Annotated in this window: 16 protein-coding genes and 1 pseudogene; 4 read left to right on the plus strand and 13 right to left on the minus strand. The window is 66.2% G+C overall.

Going from position 1 to position 16,952, the window contains the following annotated elements; all coding sequences use genetic code 11:
• Nucleotides 1-9: 9 nt before the first annotated feature.
• From PF049_00445 to PF049_00460, 4 genes are all read right to left on the minus strand, one after another.
• Nucleotides 10-1,575, minus strand: coding sequence for an ATP-binding protein (locus PF049_00445; protein ID WBY16675.1), 1,566 nt, complete (start codon nt 1,573-1,575; stop codon nt 10-12).
• 97 nt (nt 1,576-1,672) lie between these two features.
• Nucleotides 1,673-2,815: an acyl-CoA dehydrogenase family protein gene (locus tag PF049_00450; protein ID WBY16676.1), complete on the minus strand. Its 1,143-nt coding sequence runs from the start codon at nt 2,813-2,815 to the stop codon at nt 1,673-1,675.
• Nucleotides 2,816-2,832: 17 nt separating this feature from the next.
• Entirely contained in the window at nt 2,833-3,993 is a 1,161-nt protein-coding gene (locus PF049_00455) for a CaiB/BaiF CoA-transferase family protein (GenBank protein ID WBY16677.1), read from the minus strand.
• 2 nt (nt 3,994-3,995) lie between these two features.
• Complete coding sequence (locus PF049_00460) at nt 3,996-4,769, minus strand: crotonase/enoyl-CoA hydratase family protein (GenBank protein WBY16678.1); 774 nt, start codon at nt 4,767-4,769, stop codon at nt 3,996-3,998.
• Nucleotides 4,770-4,864: 95 nt separating this feature from the next.
• Here PF049_00460 and PF049_00465 point away from each other — a divergent pair, with 95 nt between their 5' ends.
• Entirely contained in the window at nt 4,865-6,130 is a 1,266-nt protein-coding gene (locus tag PF049_00465; protein ID WBY16679.1) for an acetyl-CoA C-acetyltransferase, read from the plus strand.
• Between the two features lie 21 nt (nt 6,131-6,151).
• On the opposite strand, the gene PF049_00470 is transcribed toward PF049_00465, so the two are convergent.
• The 8 genes and pseudogenes from PF049_00470 to PF049_00505 form a co-directional block, all read right to left on the minus strand.
• The gene (locus PF049_00470; protein WBY16680.1) at nt 6,152-6,325 is read right to left on the minus strand and encodes a helix-turn-helix domain-containing protein; all 174 of its coding nucleotides are present in this window, start codon (nt 6,323-6,325) and stop codon (nt 6,152-6,154) included.
• A 40-nt stretch (nt 6,326-6,365) separates the two neighbouring features.
• The gene (locus PF049_00475) at nt 6,366-6,596 is read right to left on the minus strand and encodes a response regulator (protein ID WBY17988.1); all 231 of its coding nucleotides are present in this window, start codon (nt 6,594-6,596) and stop codon (nt 6,366-6,368) included.
• A 94-nt stretch (nt 6,597-6,690) separates the two neighbouring features.
• A pseudogene (locus PF049_00480) lies at nt 6,691-7,008 on the minus strand (heme NO-binding domain-containing protein).
• Nucleotides 7,009-7,155: 147 nt separating this feature from the next.
• Entirely contained in the window at nt 7,156-8,511 is a 1,356-nt protein-coding gene (locus PF049_00485; protein WBY16681.1) for a PAS domain-containing protein, read from the minus strand.
• A gap of 118 nt (nt 8,512-8,629) precedes the next feature.
• Nucleotides 8,630-9,262, minus strand: a complete 633-nt coding sequence (locus tag PF049_00490) for an ATP-binding protein (protein ID WBY16682.1) — start codon at nt 9,260-9,262, stop codon at nt 8,630-8,632.
• Nucleotides 9,259-10,359, minus strand: coding sequence for a histidine kinase dimerization/phospho-acceptor domain-containing protein (locus tag PF049_00495; GenBank protein WBY16683.1), 1,101 nt, complete (start codon nt 10,357-10,359; stop codon nt 9,259-9,261). The genes PF049_00490 and PF049_00495 overlap by 4 nt, the downstream gene beginning before the upstream one ends.
• 47 nt (nt 10,360-10,406) lie before the next feature.
• Nucleotides 10,407-11,222 carry an acyl-CoA dehydrogenase family protein gene (locus PF049_00500; GenBank protein WBY16684.1) on the minus strand — a complete coding sequence of 272 codons (816 nt, stop codon included), beginning with the start codon at nt 11,220-11,222 and terminating at the stop codon, nt 10,407-10,409.
• A gap of 38 nt (nt 11,223-11,260) precedes the next feature.
• On the minus strand, nt 11,261-12,439 hold the full coding sequence (locus PF049_00505; protein WBY16685.1) for an acyl-CoA dehydrogenase family protein: 1,179 nt from the start codon (nt 12,437-12,439) through the stop codon (nt 11,261-11,263).
• A gap of 44 nt (nt 12,440-12,483) precedes the next feature.
• Here PF049_00505 and PF049_00510 point away from each other — a divergent pair, with 44 nt between their 5' ends.
• From PF049_00510 to PF049_00520, 3 genes are all read left to right on the plus strand, one after another.
• On the plus strand, nt 12,484-13,284 hold the full coding sequence (locus tag PF049_00510) for a crotonase/enoyl-CoA hydratase family protein (GenBank protein WBY17939.1): 801 nt from the start codon (nt 12,484-12,486) through the stop codon (nt 13,282-13,284).
• A gap of 113 nt (nt 13,285-13,397) precedes the next feature.
• Nucleotides 13,398-14,180 carry an enoyl-CoA hydratase-related protein gene (locus PF049_00515; protein ID WBY16686.1) on the plus strand — a complete coding sequence of 261 codons (783 nt, stop codon included), beginning with the start codon at nt 13,398-13,400 and terminating at the stop codon, nt 14,178-14,180.
• A gap of 66 nt (nt 14,181-14,246) precedes the next feature.
• Nucleotides 14,247-14,927, plus strand: coding sequence for a flavin reductase family protein (locus PF049_00520; protein ID WBY16687.1), 681 nt, complete (start codon nt 14,247-14,249; stop codon nt 14,925-14,927).
• 34 nt (nt 14,928-14,961) lie between these two features.
• Here the strand turns inward: PF049_00520 and PF049_00525 are convergent, their stop codons facing one another.
• A complete protein-coding gene (locus PF049_00525; protein WBY16688.1) occupies nt 14,962-16,854 on the minus strand; it encodes an ABC-F family ATP-binding cassette domain-containing protein in 1,893 nt (630 codons plus the stop codon).
• Nucleotides 16,855-16,952: the final 98 nt, after the last annotated feature.

The following is a 16,952-nucleotide window of genomic DNA, read 5'->3' on the forward strand; positions in this document are numbered from 1 at the left end:
AGCCTGCCGTCAGGCCGCTTCGCGCGATTTTATCAGGTCGTGAACACCGGGCACGATGATCGTCCGCTCTCCGCCGAATTCTTCCCGGACGGTAATCAGCCCGCTGCGCTCGAGATGGTCCAGCAGGCGGCGAACCCGGCTTGGCGAGGAACTGCCGTAAAGCAGCGCCAGATCGTCTTCGCCGGGCATATCCTCGCCCAGGGCCGTGGCCACGACCATGGCGAGGAAGGGCGCCAGAACATCGTCGTCGACATTTTCGATGATCTGCTCGGCGGCATCCCGGGCAGCCCCCTGCAGCCTGTCCAGGCCGCCGATCTGGCAGGCGAACAATCGCCGGAACCGGATCATGTCGACATGCGCACTCGGCACACCGTATTGCCTGGACCGGACGGCGAAATCGCGGAAGAGCGAGGTTGCGGGCCGGAAGGTCGCACCCTCGCCTGCCGCCAGTTCGCGGATCACGCCTGCTATATCGGTAACAGGCCCGACCGGTCCGGCTTCGGCGGGCACGGCAGGCACTGACGCGTTCGTCTCGCCGGTATCAGCTTCTCCAATCAGGTCTTGCCCTGCGCCGCAATCATCCTCCCGCGTTTCCGGGCCGGCACGATCCGCCAGGCGCATCTGGGCCGATGGCGGCGCAGCCTGCAACACCTCGTCGAAGTCGATAGCCTGTCTGCGTGACACCGCCGCGGGCGGCGCGCTCCGCACGGTCACCGCGTCTTCCAGCTTGTCCGTAAGCAGTGCCTCCATGTCTTCGGACGGCGTATCCGGCAACGGCATCAGGCCCTGACTCGCGTTCTTGCCGCGTGTGCGGACCGGGCCGACATTCACGGCGACCGGGCGGCGACTGATGGCCGGACCGAGGCCGAGGAACTGGCCGCGCTGGAGATCCCGTATGCGGTCGGCCTGGCGACGGTCCATGCCGAGCAGGTCGGCTGCCCGCTGCATGTCGATGTCCAGAAAGGTTCGGCCCATGAGGAAATTGGACGCCTCCGCCGCGACGTTCTTGGCCAGTTTCGCCAGTCGCTGGGTCGCAACGATCCCGGCAAGTCCGCGTTTGCGCCCGCGGCACATGAGATTGGTCATGGCCGACAATGTCAGGCGCCGCGTGTCGTCGGACATCTCCCCCGCCGCGGCCGGAGCGAACATCTGAGCCTCGTCGACGACGACGAGCGCGGGATACCAGTGCTCTCGCGGAGCATCGAACATCGCTGAAAGAAACAGGGCCGCGCAGCGGATCTGCTGTTCGACCTCCAGTTCGTCGAGCGCGAGGACCACGGATGCCCGGTGCTGCCGGACGCGCTGTGCCAGTGCCTCGATCTCGCGGGGAGAATGGGCCGCCCCGTCTATGACGACATGGTCGAACAGATCCGCAAGCGTGACGAAATCACCCTCCGGGTCGATGACCACCTGCTGCACCTGCCCGGCGCATTCCTCCAGCAGGCGGCGAAGAAGGTGCGACTTGCCCGACCCCGAATTGCCCTGGACCAGCAAGCGGGTGGCCAGCAACTCCTCGAGATCGATGGCAATGTCCCGGTCGGCCGAATCCTGCCCGATGTTGATCTGCGCGCTCACTCTCTCGGCGTAGGCATCTGGCGCGTGACCGCAAAGATGACCCGCCAAGTTTTCCAGCGTTTCAGCGGGGGCGGAAGCAGGCGATCCGCGCCTGCGCTCAAACCTCGCGGCTTACGACTTCCTTCATGATCTCGCTGGTTCCGCCGTAGATGCGCTGGACGCGGGCATCACGCCACAGGCGGGCGATCACGTATTCGTTCATGTAGCCGGCGCCGCCATGAAGCTGCAGCGCGGTGTCGACGCAGTCCCATTGCATCTCCGTGTGCCACAGCTTGGCAGCGCTCGCCTCGCCCGTGGTCAGTTCGCCGCGCAAATGGCGGGCGATGGCCCAGTCGAGATGGGCCCAGCCGACCTGCAGTTTCGCCTTCAGGTCGGCCAGCGTGAAGCGGGTGTTCTGGAATTCGAACACGGTCTTGCCGAATGCCTCGCGTTCCTTGGTAAACTTCACCGCCTCGTCGAAGGCGCGCTGGGCCCCGGCCTGCGCGCCGACCGCGATCGAAAGGCGCTCCTGCGGCAATTCCTCCATCAGGTGGATGAAGCCGCGGTTCTCCCCGCCAAGGATATTGGTCTTCGGCACGCGGACATCGTTGAAGAACAGCTCGGACGTGTCGGCCGCATGCTGGCCGATCTTGTCGAGATTGCGTCCGCGCTCGAACCCTTCGGCCCCAGCATCGACCAGCACCAGCGACGTCCCCTTCGCCCCCGCGGCGGGATCGGTCTTCGCCACGACGATAACGACATCGGCGTTCTGGCCGTTGGTGATGTAGGTCTTGGACCCGTTGATGACCAGGTCGTCACCGTCCGCCTTCGCGGTGGTGTTGATGCCCTGCAAGTCGCTGCCCGCGCCCGGTTCCGTCATGGCGATGGCGGAAATGATGTCGCCGGAGATCATGCCGGGCAGGTATTTCGCCTTCTGCTCCGGCGTGCCCAGGCGCTCGAAATAATTGACGGTGATGTCGTTCTGCAAGGTGAAGCCGGCGGACGAGCCGAGATAGGCGAGTTCTTCCGCAATCACGCAGTTGAAACCGAAATCGAGGCCTAAGCCGCCATGTTCCTCGGCCACGGTAGGGCACAGCATGCCTGCCTCGCCCAGCGCCTTCCACGCCTCGCGTCCGACGATGCCCTCGCGCTCGTGATCGTCAAGGAACGGCTCCATGTGTTCGGCCAGGACCTTGCGAACCGTATCGCGGAAGGCCTCGTGGTCGTCGGTGTATGCGGTGCGTGTCGCTGTTTGCAGCATGGCCGTTTGGCCTCCTCTCAGTTCACGGTGCCTGCTTCACGCAGGGCTTCCCTCTCGCTTTCATCCAGTCCCAGATCGGCCAGTATGGCATCGGTCTGGTCGCCCGGCATCGGGGCCGGGTCAGGCCTTGCCGTAGGCGTTCCCGAATAGCGTGGTGCAGGCGCGGGCTGCGTATCGCCGCCGATCTCAATGAAGGTCTCGCGCGCGGTGTTGTGCGGATGCCGTGCGGCTTCGCTCATGGTCAGCACCGGTGCGTAACAGATATCGGTATGCTCCATCAGGGCGTCCCATTCGTCGCGGGTCTTCGTCCTGAAAAGGGCAGCCAGCCTGTCTTTCAGACCGTCCCACGCGGCAGGGTCCATCTGCGCGTCGAAATCGCTGTCCTCTTCCAGCCCGGCAACCTTGCGAAGTTCGGCATAGAATTGCGGCTCGATGCTGCCGATGGAGACGAACTTGCCGTCCGCCGTCTCGTAGGTGTCGTAGAAATGCGCGCCGGTATCGAGCAGGTTGACGCCCAGCTCCTCGCGCCAGGTGCCGGTGTTCTTCATGCCATGCATCATGCTCATCAGCACCGCCGTGCCGTCGGTCATGGCCGCGTCGATCACCTGTCCGGCCCCGCCACGGGCCACGCCCAGCAGCGCGGCGACCATCCCGAAGGCCAGCATCATCCCGCCGCCGCCGAAATCGCCGACCATGTTGATCGGCGGCGTCGGCTTTTCGCCCTTGCGCCCGAAATGGGCGAGCGCGCCGGCAAGGGCGATATAATTGATATCATGCCCGGCATAGGGTGCATACGGTCCTGTCTGGCCCCAGCCCGTCATGCGGCCGTAGACCAGCTTCGGATTGTCGGAGAGCAGTTCGTCCGGACCCAGGCCAAGCCGTTCCATCACCCCGGGCCGGAAGCCTTCGATGATACCGTCCGCACTCGCACACAGTTTGCGGGCGAGCGCGACGCCTTCTTCGCTCTTGAGGTTCAGCGCGATGGATTTGCGCCCGCGCGCCAGCACGTCCTTCGTCGTGATGGGCTGGCTGCCTCCCCGCCCGCCGACAGCGCGGTCGATGCGGATGACCTCCGCGCCGTGATCGGCCAGCATCATCCCGCAGAAGGGGCCCGGCCCGATCCCGGCGAATTCTATGATGCGGATGCCGTGCAGGGGCCCCGCCCCGTTCCCGGCCACGATTACTTGCCCTGCCAGTTGGGGGCGCGCTTCTCGGCAAAGGCCTTGCTACCTTCCTGCGCATCCTGCGACATGAAGACCTGCGGCAGCAACTTGGCCTGTTCCTCGTATCGTTTGTCGAGGGGCCAGCCGCGCGATTCGTCCATGATCTGCTTGGACACGCGCACCGCGATGGGGCCATTGGCGGTGATCGCCTTCGCCAGTTCCAGCGCGCCGTCCAGCGCGGCGCCATCGGTCACGCGGTTGATCATGCCGAGATCGTAGGCGCGACCCGCATCGATGAAATCACCGGTCAGGGCCAGTTCCATCGCAACCTTGTGCGGGATCAGATCGGGCAGGACCATCAGGCCGCCCGCCGCCGCGGCCAGACCGCGCTTCGCCTCGGGAATGCCGAACTTCGCGCCCGAGCTCGCCACCACCAGGTCGCAGGCGATCATCAGCTCCAGCCCGCCGGCCAGCGCATAGCCCTCGACCGCGGCAATCAGCGGCTTGACCGGCTTCTGTTCCGTCAGGCCGCCGAAACCGCGGCCGGGAACGCTGGGGCTCTCGCCGCGCAGGAAGCCCTTGAGGTCCATGCCCGAACAGAAGGTGCCCCCTGCGCCGGTCAGGATGCCGACGCGCAGGTCGTCATCCTCGTCCAGCCGGTCGAGCTGGGCGGCGATGGCTTCCGAACACGCTTTGGTCATGGCGTTCTTCGCCTCGGGGCGGTTGATCGTGAGGATCAGCACGCCGTCCTTCACTTCGGCCAGCAGTTCGTCGGTCCCGGTGTCGGTCATTCTCTCTCTCCGTGGCTTTTTGAAACTTTTCTTGTGACGGTGCTGCCCAGCCTTTACGAAAACGTCAACCGACAAAAGAAGAGAGGACCGATTCCATGCCTGCACAGCCCCATACCGCCTATATCGTCGATGCCGTCCGCACCCCGCGCGGCATCGGGAAGCAGGGCAAGGGCGCCCTCGCCGCAGAGCATCCGCAGCACCTGGCTGCCACTGTGCTGAAAGCGATTGCAGAGCGCAGCGGCCTCGACACGAAGACGGTCGACGACGTGATCTGGTCGGTCAGCACGCAGGATGGGAAGCAGGCGGGCGACATGGGCCGCATGGCCGCGCTCGACGCCGGATACGACGTTACCAGCAGCGGCATGACACTGGACCGCTTCTGCGGCGGTGGCATCACCTCGGTGAACCTGGCGGCCGCGCAGGTCATGTCCGGCATGGCCGACTGCGTCGTTGCAGGCGGGACCGAGATGATGAGCCTGACGGCCCAGATGACGAAGGACAAGATGGCCGCCGGCATCGCCCCGCCGATGATGGGCAGCTATAACGAGCGCCTGCAGGCAAAGCATCCGCAAAGCCACCAGGGCGTGTGCGGCGACGCGATTGCCAGCATGGAAGGCTTCACGCGCGAGGAGCTGGACGAGGTCGGCTATCGTAGCCAGCAGCGCGCCGCACAGGCGATCGAGGAAGGCCGCTTCGACAAGTCGCTGGTGAGCGTGGTCGACGACGAGGGCAATGTCATTCTCGACCGCGAAGAATTCCCCCGGCCGCAGACGACGATGGAAACGCTCGCCGCGCTGGAGCCCGCCTTTACCAAGCTGGCGGACGTACCGCTGGACAAGGAAGGGACCACGTTCCGGAAGCTGATCAACCGGAAATACCCGGATCTCGAGATCGAGCATTTCCACCATGCGGGCAACAGTTCCGGCGTGGTCGACGGTGCGGCGGCGGTGCTGATCGCGTCGAAGGAGTATTGCGACGAGCACGGCCTGAAACCGCGCGCGAAGATCGTGGCGACCGCGAATATGGGCGACGATCCGACGCTGATGCTCAACGCCCCGGTCCCGGCAGCGAAACGCGTGCTGGAGCGCGCCGGGCTGACGCTGGACGATATCGACCTGTTCGAGATCAACGAGGCGTTCGCCGTGGTCGCGGCGAAGTTCGTGCGCGATCTCGGGCTGGACTGGGACAAGGTGAACGTGAATGGCGGCGCGATTGCGCTGGGTCATCCCATCGGCGCGACAGGCTCCATGCTGATCGGCACGATGGTCGACGAACTGGAACGCCAGGACAAGAAGCGCGGCCTTGTCACCATGTGCGCGGCAGGCGGCATGGCTCCTGCCATCATGGTGGAGCGTGTCTGATCCGGTGTGGGGGCGCGGCGGTCAATCCGCGCGCTCCCACTTCTCCATCTTGCGATAGATCGTCGACGGACTGACCCCCAGCGTGCGGGCGGCCTGCACGATGTTGCCGTCCATCGCCGCCAACCGCGCCTCGATTGCCGCGCGCTCTATCGCATCCAGGGTGGTGGACGTATCCGCGCCCATATTCTCTGTCATGCCGAGCGTTGCCGATGCCGCCGGCACGGCCGCAGCGCCATCATGCTCCTGCTGGCTGTCCGGGCCGGGCGATGTCGCAAGAGCCGCCGGGCGCGGCGCCGCAGTTCCAGCGGTATGACGTCACGTCGAACCGCGCGCCGGTCAACTGCGTCTCCGCCCCGGCCCCGGTCTGGGCCAGTTCCACCTCGTGCCCCGCTTCCGACAATTGCGCGGCATAGCTCATGGCGAGCGATGCGCTGTCTTCGACGATCAGGATACGCGCTGCGTTCATGCGGCGGCCTTTTCTTCGCCGACGATCCTGAAGCTGGCGCTGGGGGATCGGCATCCGTGATCCATTCGGGCCGCCGCGGGTCGCCGTAATGCTTCAGGCAGCCGCGGATCAGGCCGTGGGCGATATGGGCGAGTGGGCGGTGCGAACTGTAATGCACCTGAAGTGCACCATCCTCTGCGTAACTGGTGCTGACCTGCGGGGGTTTTGCATCGGGATACAGCACCACGACCTCTTCATCGATATGCGATCCCACATGTTCCAGCATGGATTCCGCACTTGGATAGCGTCCCACGATGTCGGGATAGAGGACCACGAAGCGTCCGAACAGCCATTCGCCATAGGCATCGCACAGGCTTTCCACCGGCGTGCCGCCAAATCTGACGCATAATGCGAAAATGTTTTCATTTTGCAAAAATCAGCCGTTGCATTTTGCGAACGGCGAGTAGGCAAGATGCGAAGTCCCAATGTTTTCAAGGAGGCTACCGGTTTGGCACGGGTCTTGAACAGGAGGGGGCACACAGAAACCTGACCGGATGATGTTCGATGCCCCGTTCCCCCTTCACCGCTCCGCTCGCCAGCCTTGCCGCCGCGTCCATGACGCTGGGCGGATGCGCTGCCGGACGGCCCCTGCCAACCTGTCACAGGCGCGCTGGGCGCCGGGACAGGAGGCGGCCGGCACCGTCATCCGCAGGGCGAGTGGACCGCGCCGGACGCAGCTTCCGCGCAGGCCTCCTGCACCAATGCCCTCCTCCCCTCCGTTCCCGGCGCCCTTCGGGTCGCACCAGGTGAGCTGGGAACGGCGACCCTCCGGCTTGCTCCGGGCGATCGACTGCTGGTCGAGATCCTGGGCGACCCCGACGCGCTGAGCGGCACTTATGCCGTCGGCGCCGACGGCATGATGGCCCTCGGGTCCATCGATCCTGTCGACGCGCTCGGAGCAACGCCGGAGCGGTTTGCACGTGATCTGAAACCCGCCCTCGTCGCTGCCGGGCTGGTTCGCCCGTTGAGGAATGCGGTTCGCGTCAGGCTGGAGGAGGCGGGCGGGGTAATGCCGATGACCGGTGTGCGCGAGACGCCCCCCATCGACCGGATGGTGCGGACGGCTGTTTCGCCGTCCATGACGGGCATCTGCACGTTCTTCAGCACGGCGTCGAATGCCTCGCGGCTTACGAGGTCCACGGCCTCGGCACCATTGGTCACGGTCCGCACCGTGCAGCCCAGCTTCTCCAGCAGGGCAGCGATAATCTGCCGGTTGCTCTCGGTATCCTCGGCCAGCAGGACGGAAGGTGCGTCCCCGTCGCCGGTGCGAAGCGGGACCGCCTCGCCGCCGTCGCCATCGGCCGCGACCGGCAGCGGTTCGGACGGCCAGCGCGTCCTCCGCGCGGGTTCTTTCAACCTCCAGGTCCTGCGTTACGCGGTCCAGCTCCTTCACCCGCCGTTCCGCCCGCAATTGCAGCATCCGCACGGTCCGCTCGTTCTGGCGAATTTCGGTTATGTCCCGCACTGAGCCATAGATACCGCGCGCCGTGCGGCCCTTCCCGGTGGAACGGCGCATATGCCAGCGCAGCCAGCGCGTCCCCGTCTCCGGATGGACGATGCGATGGTCGAATTCATAGTCGATGTCGGGCGGCAGTTCGGAATAGAAGCGCTTCGTTTCCGCCATCATCCGCCGAGCATCGAGCGGGTGGATGCGGGCAACCACGTCCTTCGGCGTCATCTGCTTGTCCGGCGGATAGCCGAAGATATGGCTGAGCTGGACAGAGCTGGTGAAAGGCTCCCCCGGACCGCCGTGGATCGTGGCGAAACCGCCGGTGCGCTGGGCGCTCACCAATTGCTGGTTCTGCAGTTCCAGCCGGCGAACGAGCTCTTCCTCGCTCTTGCGCAATTCGCGGTTGGCGCTGTCGAGTTCCCGCATCCGGCCTTCCAGCGCGCGCTCCGCCTCGGCCAGCGCCTTTCCGCGCGGGCGCCAGCTTGCGCTGGAGTATCTCGGCCATCCGTTCCGGCGAAGGCGTGCCGGATGTGTCGATCTTCATCTAGCTGTCCTCCAGCGCCTGCGCGATCATGTCTGCATCGGGCACGCCGCCAAGCGTGATGACCCGCGCCCCGGTATGACCGGGACCGGGCGCTGCCCCGTCGAGGCAGATGACAATATCGGGATCGTGTCCGTCATCCCCCTCGCCCACGACCCGGCAGCCCAGTTCTTCCAGCGCAGCCTCCGCCGCCAGCCGTGCAATGGCGCTGCCCCCGGCAATCGCCGCCGTCAGCCCGGTACCCGGAAGCCTCGCGGTGCCGCGCCGGTCGCGCCGTGCGGGCAGGTCTAGGATAAAAGTGCTGCCCTCGCCCTCCACGCTCGTCACATCGACATCCCCGCACATAGCGCGGGCATAGGTCCGGCAGATGGAGAGCCCGAGCCCGGTGCCGCCGAAACGTCGCTCTGTCGAGGCATCGACCTGTTCGAACGGGGTGAACAGGGCGTCCAGCCTGTCTTCCGGTATTCCGATGCCGGTATCGGTGACGGACAGGCGCAGGCGCACGTCGTCGCCATCCACCGGCACGATTTCGCACGCCATGCGCACTTCGCCGCTGGCGGTGAACTTGATGGCATTGGACAGGAAATTGGCGAGGATCTGCTGGATCCGCGCCTCGTCCCCCCAGCAATATCTCACGCGGCCCCGGCTCCAGCGCCAGGCCTACGCCCTTGCGCCGCGCCAACGGTTCGAACAGCTCGCCCGCCCGGCGGACCATTTCGGCTGTATCGAACGGTCGCTCCTCCAGCTGGACAGCATTGCTTTCGGCCCGCGCCGTTCGCAGCACATCGTCCAGCACGCGCATCAGTGCCTCTGCCGAATTCTCGATCGTGGCCAGCGCCCGATCGCGTGCGCGCCGAATTGTCCTGCCGGACCTGTTCCAGCATTCCCAGGATACCGGTCATCGGCGTGCGAATTTCATGGCTAACCGTCGCGAGCAGCGTCTTGCGGTTTTCCGCCGCGTTACGGGCATCGTCCCGCGCGGCGAGCAGGGCGTCCTCGGCGGCCTTCTGCTGACTGATATCGCGCGCGATATAGGCAGAGCCGGTCAGCTTGCCCGCATTGTCGGTAATCGCCTCGATCGCTTCTTCGGCCCAGAAGATGCGGCCCTGCCCGCCTCGCAGTTCGTTGGAGCGAGAGACCCGGCCTTCCTGCGCCACCTGTGCCAGCAGTTCGCGCGCCATGAGCGTGGCTGCCGCACCGCCTGCCGGGGCTCCCCGGCCTGCCCCCGGCTCTCCGACCTGTGCCCACACCTGCGCGAGACCGAGATTGCTCGATGCGTCCCAGCCATAGACCTGCGTCGCGGCACGGTTGGCCCGCGTGATCCGCCCTTCCGCATCCAGCAGCAGGACTGCGTGCTCTTCGAGCGAACCGACCAGCAAATCGAAGGATTGCGTCAGCCGCAGGCGTTCGCGGGTCACACGGCTTTCCATGTCGTCGAAGGCACGGTCGAGCCGGGCGATCTCGTCGCCTCCGGCATCAGCCGCTATGCCGCCGCCTGCAAGTTCCCGCTCCATCCGGTCGATGGCGGATTGCTGGGCAGCCTCGATCTCGGCAAAGCGCGATTGCAATTCGCGGCCTGCCAGCGTGCGATCTTCCCTCAGTGCAGAAAGCGCGGATCCGATTTCGCGGCTGCGCGCCTCGTCATAGGCGACCCATGTTGAAATGCCGAACAACAACAGGCCGATCGGCAAGATGATCTCAAGCGCCCGTGTGCCGAGATGGCCAAGCCGCAAGACAGACTCCTATCGCGGCATCTTCGAACATGCGCGCCTCAGGCAGTCTAGTGCCATTTCCCGACCAATTGTTGATCGCCCGATCGTAAAGCCTGACCGAACAAATGGACGCGGACCCAGTCGACACTTGAGTTTGCATCGCCCGGTACTTCGCCGGACAGGACGTCTTCGCCCAGCATGCGCGACCAGTAAGTCTGCGCCCCGCCTTCCAGCCTCCAGCGGTGGATGGCCCGCGTGTAGAGATTGAGGTCGTGTTCCGCGCTGATGCCGATCGCACCGAAGACGGCGTGTGCAGTGTTCGCCACGCGCGGTGCGGCCTCTGCGGCGACGGTCTTTGCCATGGCCGCTTGCGCGCGCCCGGGCCACCCGCCGGACGCCGCCAGTTCCACTGCCAGCCGCATCGCGACACAGTCCTGCGCCATGACCGCCAGTTGCTGCTGCAGCGCCTGCTGCTTGCCGATGGGCTTGCCGAACTGGACCCGCTCGTTCGAATGATCGACCGCCATGGCCAGCAGCCTGTCCGCCGCGCCCGCGATCAGGGCAGCGTGAAGCAGCGCGGCCGCGTTCTCGCGCCGCTCCGGTTCGTTCTCGCCGGTCGCGCGGTCGATCATCGCCTCGCCAATCCCGGCGGGCACGGCATGGCGTCCCAGCGCCATCCACAGCGGCGCGACATCGGTAAGGCCCAGCCCGGCCCCGCCCGCATCCTCGGCCACCAGCGCATCGAGGAAGCCGGACGCCTCGACCGCCTGCATGGCCCCGGTATCCTCGCCGGCCTCCATGGCGCGAACCTGCGCGGGCGCGAAATGCTCGCCCAGCATCTGTTCGAACGGTTCGAGATATTCGTTGGTCACCGGCGCGCTCATCTCAGACTCCTCATCTCAGGCCCCTCATCTCAGACCCCTCATCTCAGGCCCAAACCCCGCGCGATGATCCCGCGCAGGATTTCGCGGGTCCCACCCCGCAACGAGAAGCTGGGCGCGATATGCGTGACATAGGTCAGCGCCGCGCGAAAATCGTCGCTCACCGGTTCTTCCGGATAGGCGGCCAGATCGTCTCCGATGGCAATCGGCAGCGCCTGTTCGAAGGCGGTGCCCAGGTCCTTCACCACCGAAGCCTCGACCACCGGACTTTCCCCGGCCGCCAGTTGCCCGGTGCATGCGAGCGACATGGCGCGCAGGGCCGCCAGCTTCGCCATGAAGCCGCCGACCAGCGCCAGGGTCGCCGGATCGCGTCGCTGCACGCGGCGCAAATGCGCCAGCCACGCATCCAGCAGCACGATGCTGGAATAGATCCGCTCCGGCCCGCTGCGTTCGAAGGCGAGTTCCGCGACCACCTGCTGCCAGCCGCCGCCTTCCTCACCGATCAGCGCATCGGCAGGCAGGTCCACGTCCTCGAAGAAAACCTCGGCAAAATGCACGTCGCCGGCAAGGTCGGTGATCGGACGGATATCCACGCCGGGCGCTTTCAGGTCCACGATCAGCTGCGACAGGCCGCGATGGCGGTCGTCTGCCGTGCCCGATGTGCGGACCAGCGCGATCATGTAATCCGAATGCATCGAATTGGTGGTCCAGATCTTCTGGCCGTTGAGACGCCACCCGGCCTGGGTGCGTTCGGCGCGTGTGCGCACGCTGGCAAGGTCCGAACCGCTGCCCGGCTCGCTCATCCCGATGCAGAACAGCAATTCGCCGCGGCAGATGGCCGGGATATATTTGCGGCGCTGTTCCTCGGTCCCGAAATTCAGGATCAGCGGCGCGCTCTGCCGGTCGGCGATCCAGTGGGCGGCAACCGGTGCGCCCGCGACCAGCAATTCCTCCACCACGACGAACCGTGCGAAAGGGCCTCGGCCTCCCCCGCCATATTGGGTCGGCAGGGTCAGGCCGAGCAGCCCTGCCTCTCCCAGCTTGCGGCTGAAGTCCGCATCGAAACCCGACCACGACCGCGATCGCTGGGCCGGCGTCATCTCCGCCACCGCCTCCGCCGCAAGCGCTCGCACTTGTTCGCGCAGCGCCTCGTCTTCACGCGGTATCTCGGCAAGGGTCATCTGGTCGAACAGGGCATCGTCTCCGCAGTCTTGCCGCACATTTAGGTTTACGCGGGCCCGCCATGCAACCTAGCACAGCGTCCATGGAACCGTTTCTGAAAACAGAGCGCGATGGCCCCGTCGTCATCGCCAGCCTCAATCGCCCCGACACCCGTAACGCCATTTCGGAAACCGCACATAGCGAGGAAATCGCCGCGTTCTGCGCCGACATGACCCGCGACCGCAGCGTGCGCGCCATCGTCCTGACCGGCGAAGGCAGCGCCTTTTGCGCGGGTGGCAATGTGAAGGACATGGTCGGTAAATCGGCAATGTTCGCAGGCAGCCCCTACGAAATCCGCAACCGCTACCGCACCGGCATCCAGCTGATTCCGGCGGCGCTCTACGACCTGGAAGTGCCGGTGGTCGCCGCGGTCAACGGACCTGCCATCGGCGCCGGACTGGACCTTGCCTGCATGGCCGACATCCGCATCGGCAGCGAGAAAGCGATCTTCGGCGAGACGTTCGTGAAACTGGGCATCATCCCCGGCGATGGCGGTGCATGGCTGCTGCCGCGCGTGATCGGCATGGCGCGTGCGACGCAGATGACGCTGACCGGCGAGATCATCGACGCGGCAAAGGCGCTGGAATTCGGGCTGATCAGCGAATGCGTCCCGCATGACGAATGCCTGCCGCGCGCCGTCGAGGTGGCAGGCGCAATCGCGGTCAATCCCGGTCACTCGACCCGCATGGCGAAGCGCCTGCTCCGCGAAGGGCAGGACATGAAGCTGGGCCCTCTGCTTGAACTGAGCGCCGCCTACCAGGCGCTGGCCCACCATACGGACGATCACCACGAGGCGGTGGATGCCTTCATGGAGAAGCGGAAGCCCGACTTCCGCGACAGCTGAACTTTTTTACCCGGCGCGGGTCGCGGGTGCCGTAACGGAACCCTGCACCAGCGTCTCGACAGCGATGCAGCGGGTCTGCAATGCAGCGGCACAAAACAAGACAGGAGCGAGCGATGGCCTATAACACTTTGCGTACCGAGCAGGACGGTCCGGTCCTGAAGATCACCCTCAACCGGCCCGACCGGCTGAATGCCTGCCCGCCGGAGATGGCGGACGAGCTGTTCGACGCCCTGCGCGACCTGGACGGCGCGCGCGCCGTCCTGCTGAGCGGGGAGGGCCGTGCCTTCTGTTCCGGGGCGGATCTCGCATCCAGCGCCGACAGCGCCATCACCGGCGGCGCACGGTCCTACACCGCCCTGCAGAAGCATTATAACCCGATGGTCGAACTGCTCGCGGGCCTGCGCGTCCCGGTGGTCGCCGCAGTGCAGGGTCCGGCGGCGGGCATAGGCTGCTCGATCGCGCTGGCAGCGGACTTCGTGATCGCGGGCAAGAGCGGCTATTTCCTGCAGGCCTTCGTCAATATCGGCCTCGTTCCCGATGGCGGGTCCAGCTGGATGCTGCCGCGTCTGGTCGGCCTGGCGCGGGCAAGCCGGATGATGATGCTGGGCGAGCGCATCCACGGCGAAGAGGCCGAGCGTATCGGGCTGATCTACAAATGCGTCGAGGACGATGCCCTGATGGGCGAGGCGAACGCCCTGACGGAAAAGCTGGCCAATGGCCCGACCGTGGCGCTGGGCCAGATGAAGCAGACCCTGCGCGGCGGACTGGAAACCGATTTCACCTCCACCCTCTCGGCAGAAGCCGCAGGCCAGCGCATCGCCGGCAGCACGCAGGACGCGATGGTCGGCGCAGCATCGTTCCTCAGCAAGCAGAAGCCGCAATTCACCGGCAAGTAGGCAGGCGGCAGGGACGCGGAGACGAATGAGTTGAAGGCTGCCGCCTGTGCGCATAGATGCGGACAGGTGAGCAGCCCTCCTTCCCACGACAATCGCAGCACGCAGTCCGGCACCGCGCCCTCGATGGGCGATGGCCACCGCGACGCGTTCCGGGAAGCACTGGGCTCCTTCGCCACCGGGGTCACCATCGCGACCACGCTGGATGCGGAAGGTCAGCCGGTCGGAGTCACGGCCAGCAGTTTCAATTCCGTCAGCCTTGCCCCCCCGCTGGTCCTCTGGTCGCTGGCCAAGGACAGCCAGTCGCGCGCCGCCTTCGAGGAAAGCGGCCATTTCGCTATCCACGTGCTGGCCGCCTCGCAGGAAGAGCTGTCGAACCGGTTTGCGCGGCGCGGCGCGGACAAGTTCAGCGGCGTCCCGTGGACCCCCGGCCGCCTCGGCTCCCCGGTCTTCGCGGATCACGCGGCGCTTTTCGAATGCACCACGCGCCACCTCTACGATGGCGGCGACCACGTGATCATGGTCGGCGAAGTGGTGGATTTCGAAGCGCGCGACGAGGCGCCGCTTCTGTTCCACGGGGGGCGCTATGCCGACCACCGCCCGCGCGCAGGCTCGCCCGACGAGACCGAAGCCCAGCGACTGGCCCTGGCGGCCGGAATGGTCGAGCAGGCCCTGACCGGCCCGCTTTCAGGCGATTTTGCGCAAGGCGATCTGGATGCCGCGCTGAAGGTCCTGCGCGCGCTGATCTGACTTCCCTGGCCTGAGCGCGGAGGAACTGCCCCGGCTAGCCCGCCGAGAATTGCTCGATCGTCTCGCCCAGTTCCATCCACCGTGCCTCCGCCTCTTCCAGCCGCTCGGTGATCTTTGCGCGGAGCGAGAGCAATTCGCTCATCGGCTGGTCGGCCAGCCTCGGGTCCGAGCTTGCCGGTTCGTACATCGCGCGGTCGACGACGGTGCGTTCCTTCTCCAGCCTGGCCATGTCCTGTTCGGTCCTGGCCAGTTCCGCGCGCAGGCTGCGCAGCTTGGCCTTCTCCTTCGCGGACAGGCCGCCCCGCCCCCGGTTCGCCTTCTTCGCGTCCTTCCCGCCTGCGGCATCCGTATCCTTGCGCGGCGGCGAACCGCCGAGCACGAAGTCGATATAATCCTCCATGCTGCCGGGAAATTCCTGCGCCGTGCCCTCGTCCACCAGCACCAGCCGGTCCGCGGTCAATTCGACCATGTGACGGTCATGGCTGATCAGGATGACCGCGCCCGTATAGTCGTTCAGCGCCTGCACCAGCGCCTCGCGGGCATCGACGTCCAGGTGGTTGGTCGGCTCGTCCAGGATCAGCAGGTGCGGTGCATCCCGGGTGATGAGAGCCAGGGCCAGCCGCGCCCGCTCCCCGCCCGACAGCTTGCCCACTTCCTGCGTCGCGCGGTTGCCGGAGAACCCGAACCGGCCCAGCTGCGCGCGCACCGCGCCGGGCGACTGCCCCTCCATCGCGCGGGTCATGTGTTCCAGCGGCGTGTCGTCGCCGTCCAGTTCTTCCACCTGGTACTGCGTGAAATAGCCGACCTTCATCTTGCCGAGCGCATTGACCGCGCCTTCCATCGCGGGAAGCTGCGCTGCCAGCAGGCGGGCGAGCGTCGTCTTGCCGTTGCCGTTGCGGCCCAGCAGCGCGATCCGGTCGTCGGGCTCGATCCGCAGGTTCATCCGGCGCAGGATGGGCGTATCCTCCGCATAGCCGACGGCGGCCATGTCCATCGTGATCATCGGCGGTTTCAGCTCGGCGGGATCGGGGAAGGAGAAGCTGAGCGAGGGGTCTTCCATCAGCGCGGCGATAGGCTGCATCTTCTCCAGCATCTTGGCCCGCGACTGGGCCTGCCGCGCGGTGGAGGCGCGGGCGCTGTTGCGCGCGACGTAGTCCTGCAGCCGGGCCCGCTGCGCGTCCTGCGCGGCCTTGGCGCTGGCCAGCTGCGCCGCCCGTTCGGCCCGCTGCTTTTCGAAGCTGTCATACCCGCCGGGATAGAGCGTCAGCTGCCCGCCCTGCAGATGCAGGATGTGATCGACGACCTTGTTCAGAAGGTCGCGCTCGTGGCTGATGAGCAGCAGCGTGGCGGGATAGCTCTTCAGGAAGTTTTCCAGCCACAACGTCGCTTCGAGGTCGAGATGGTTGGACGGTTCGTCCAGCAACAGCACATCGGGCTGCGAGAACAGCAGCGCCCCCAGTGCGACGCGCATCTTCCATCCGCCCGAGAACGTGTCGAGCGGACGCTTCTGCATGTCCTCGTCGAAGCCCAGCCCGGTCAGGATCCGCGCGGCACGCGACGGCGCGCTGTAGGCATCGATGGCCAGCAGCCGCTCGTGCACGTCGCCCAGACGGTCCATGTCGGTGCAGGTTTCCGATTCCTCCAGCAACGCGGCACGTTCCGTATCGGCAGCCAGAACCGCTTCTTCGGGCGTCAGCGATCCGGCGGGTGCTTCCTGCGCGATATAGCCCAGCTTCACGCGCGAACCCTTGGCGATCTCGCCTGCATCGGGTTCGATCTCGCCGATCAGGGTCTTCATCAAGGTGGACTTGCCCGCCCCATTGCGTCCGATCAGCCCGACGCGCGCGCCCACCGGGATGGCGGCGCTTGCGCGTTCGAGGATGGGCCGCCCGCCCAGCCGCACGGTGATGTCGTCGATCGTCAGCATGGCCGCGCCCCTAGCAAGCCGCGCGGGTCTTCCCAATCGAATATGGCGCGAAGCCGGGCACTGTTCTCCTTTGCAAGCGGCCCCGCCCGGTCTAGCGC

Source organism: Erythrobacteraceae bacterium WH01K, from assembly GCA_027941995.1.
Classification (GTDB): Bacteria; Pseudomonadota; Alphaproteobacteria; order Sphingomonadales; family Sphingomonadaceae; genus CAJXSN01.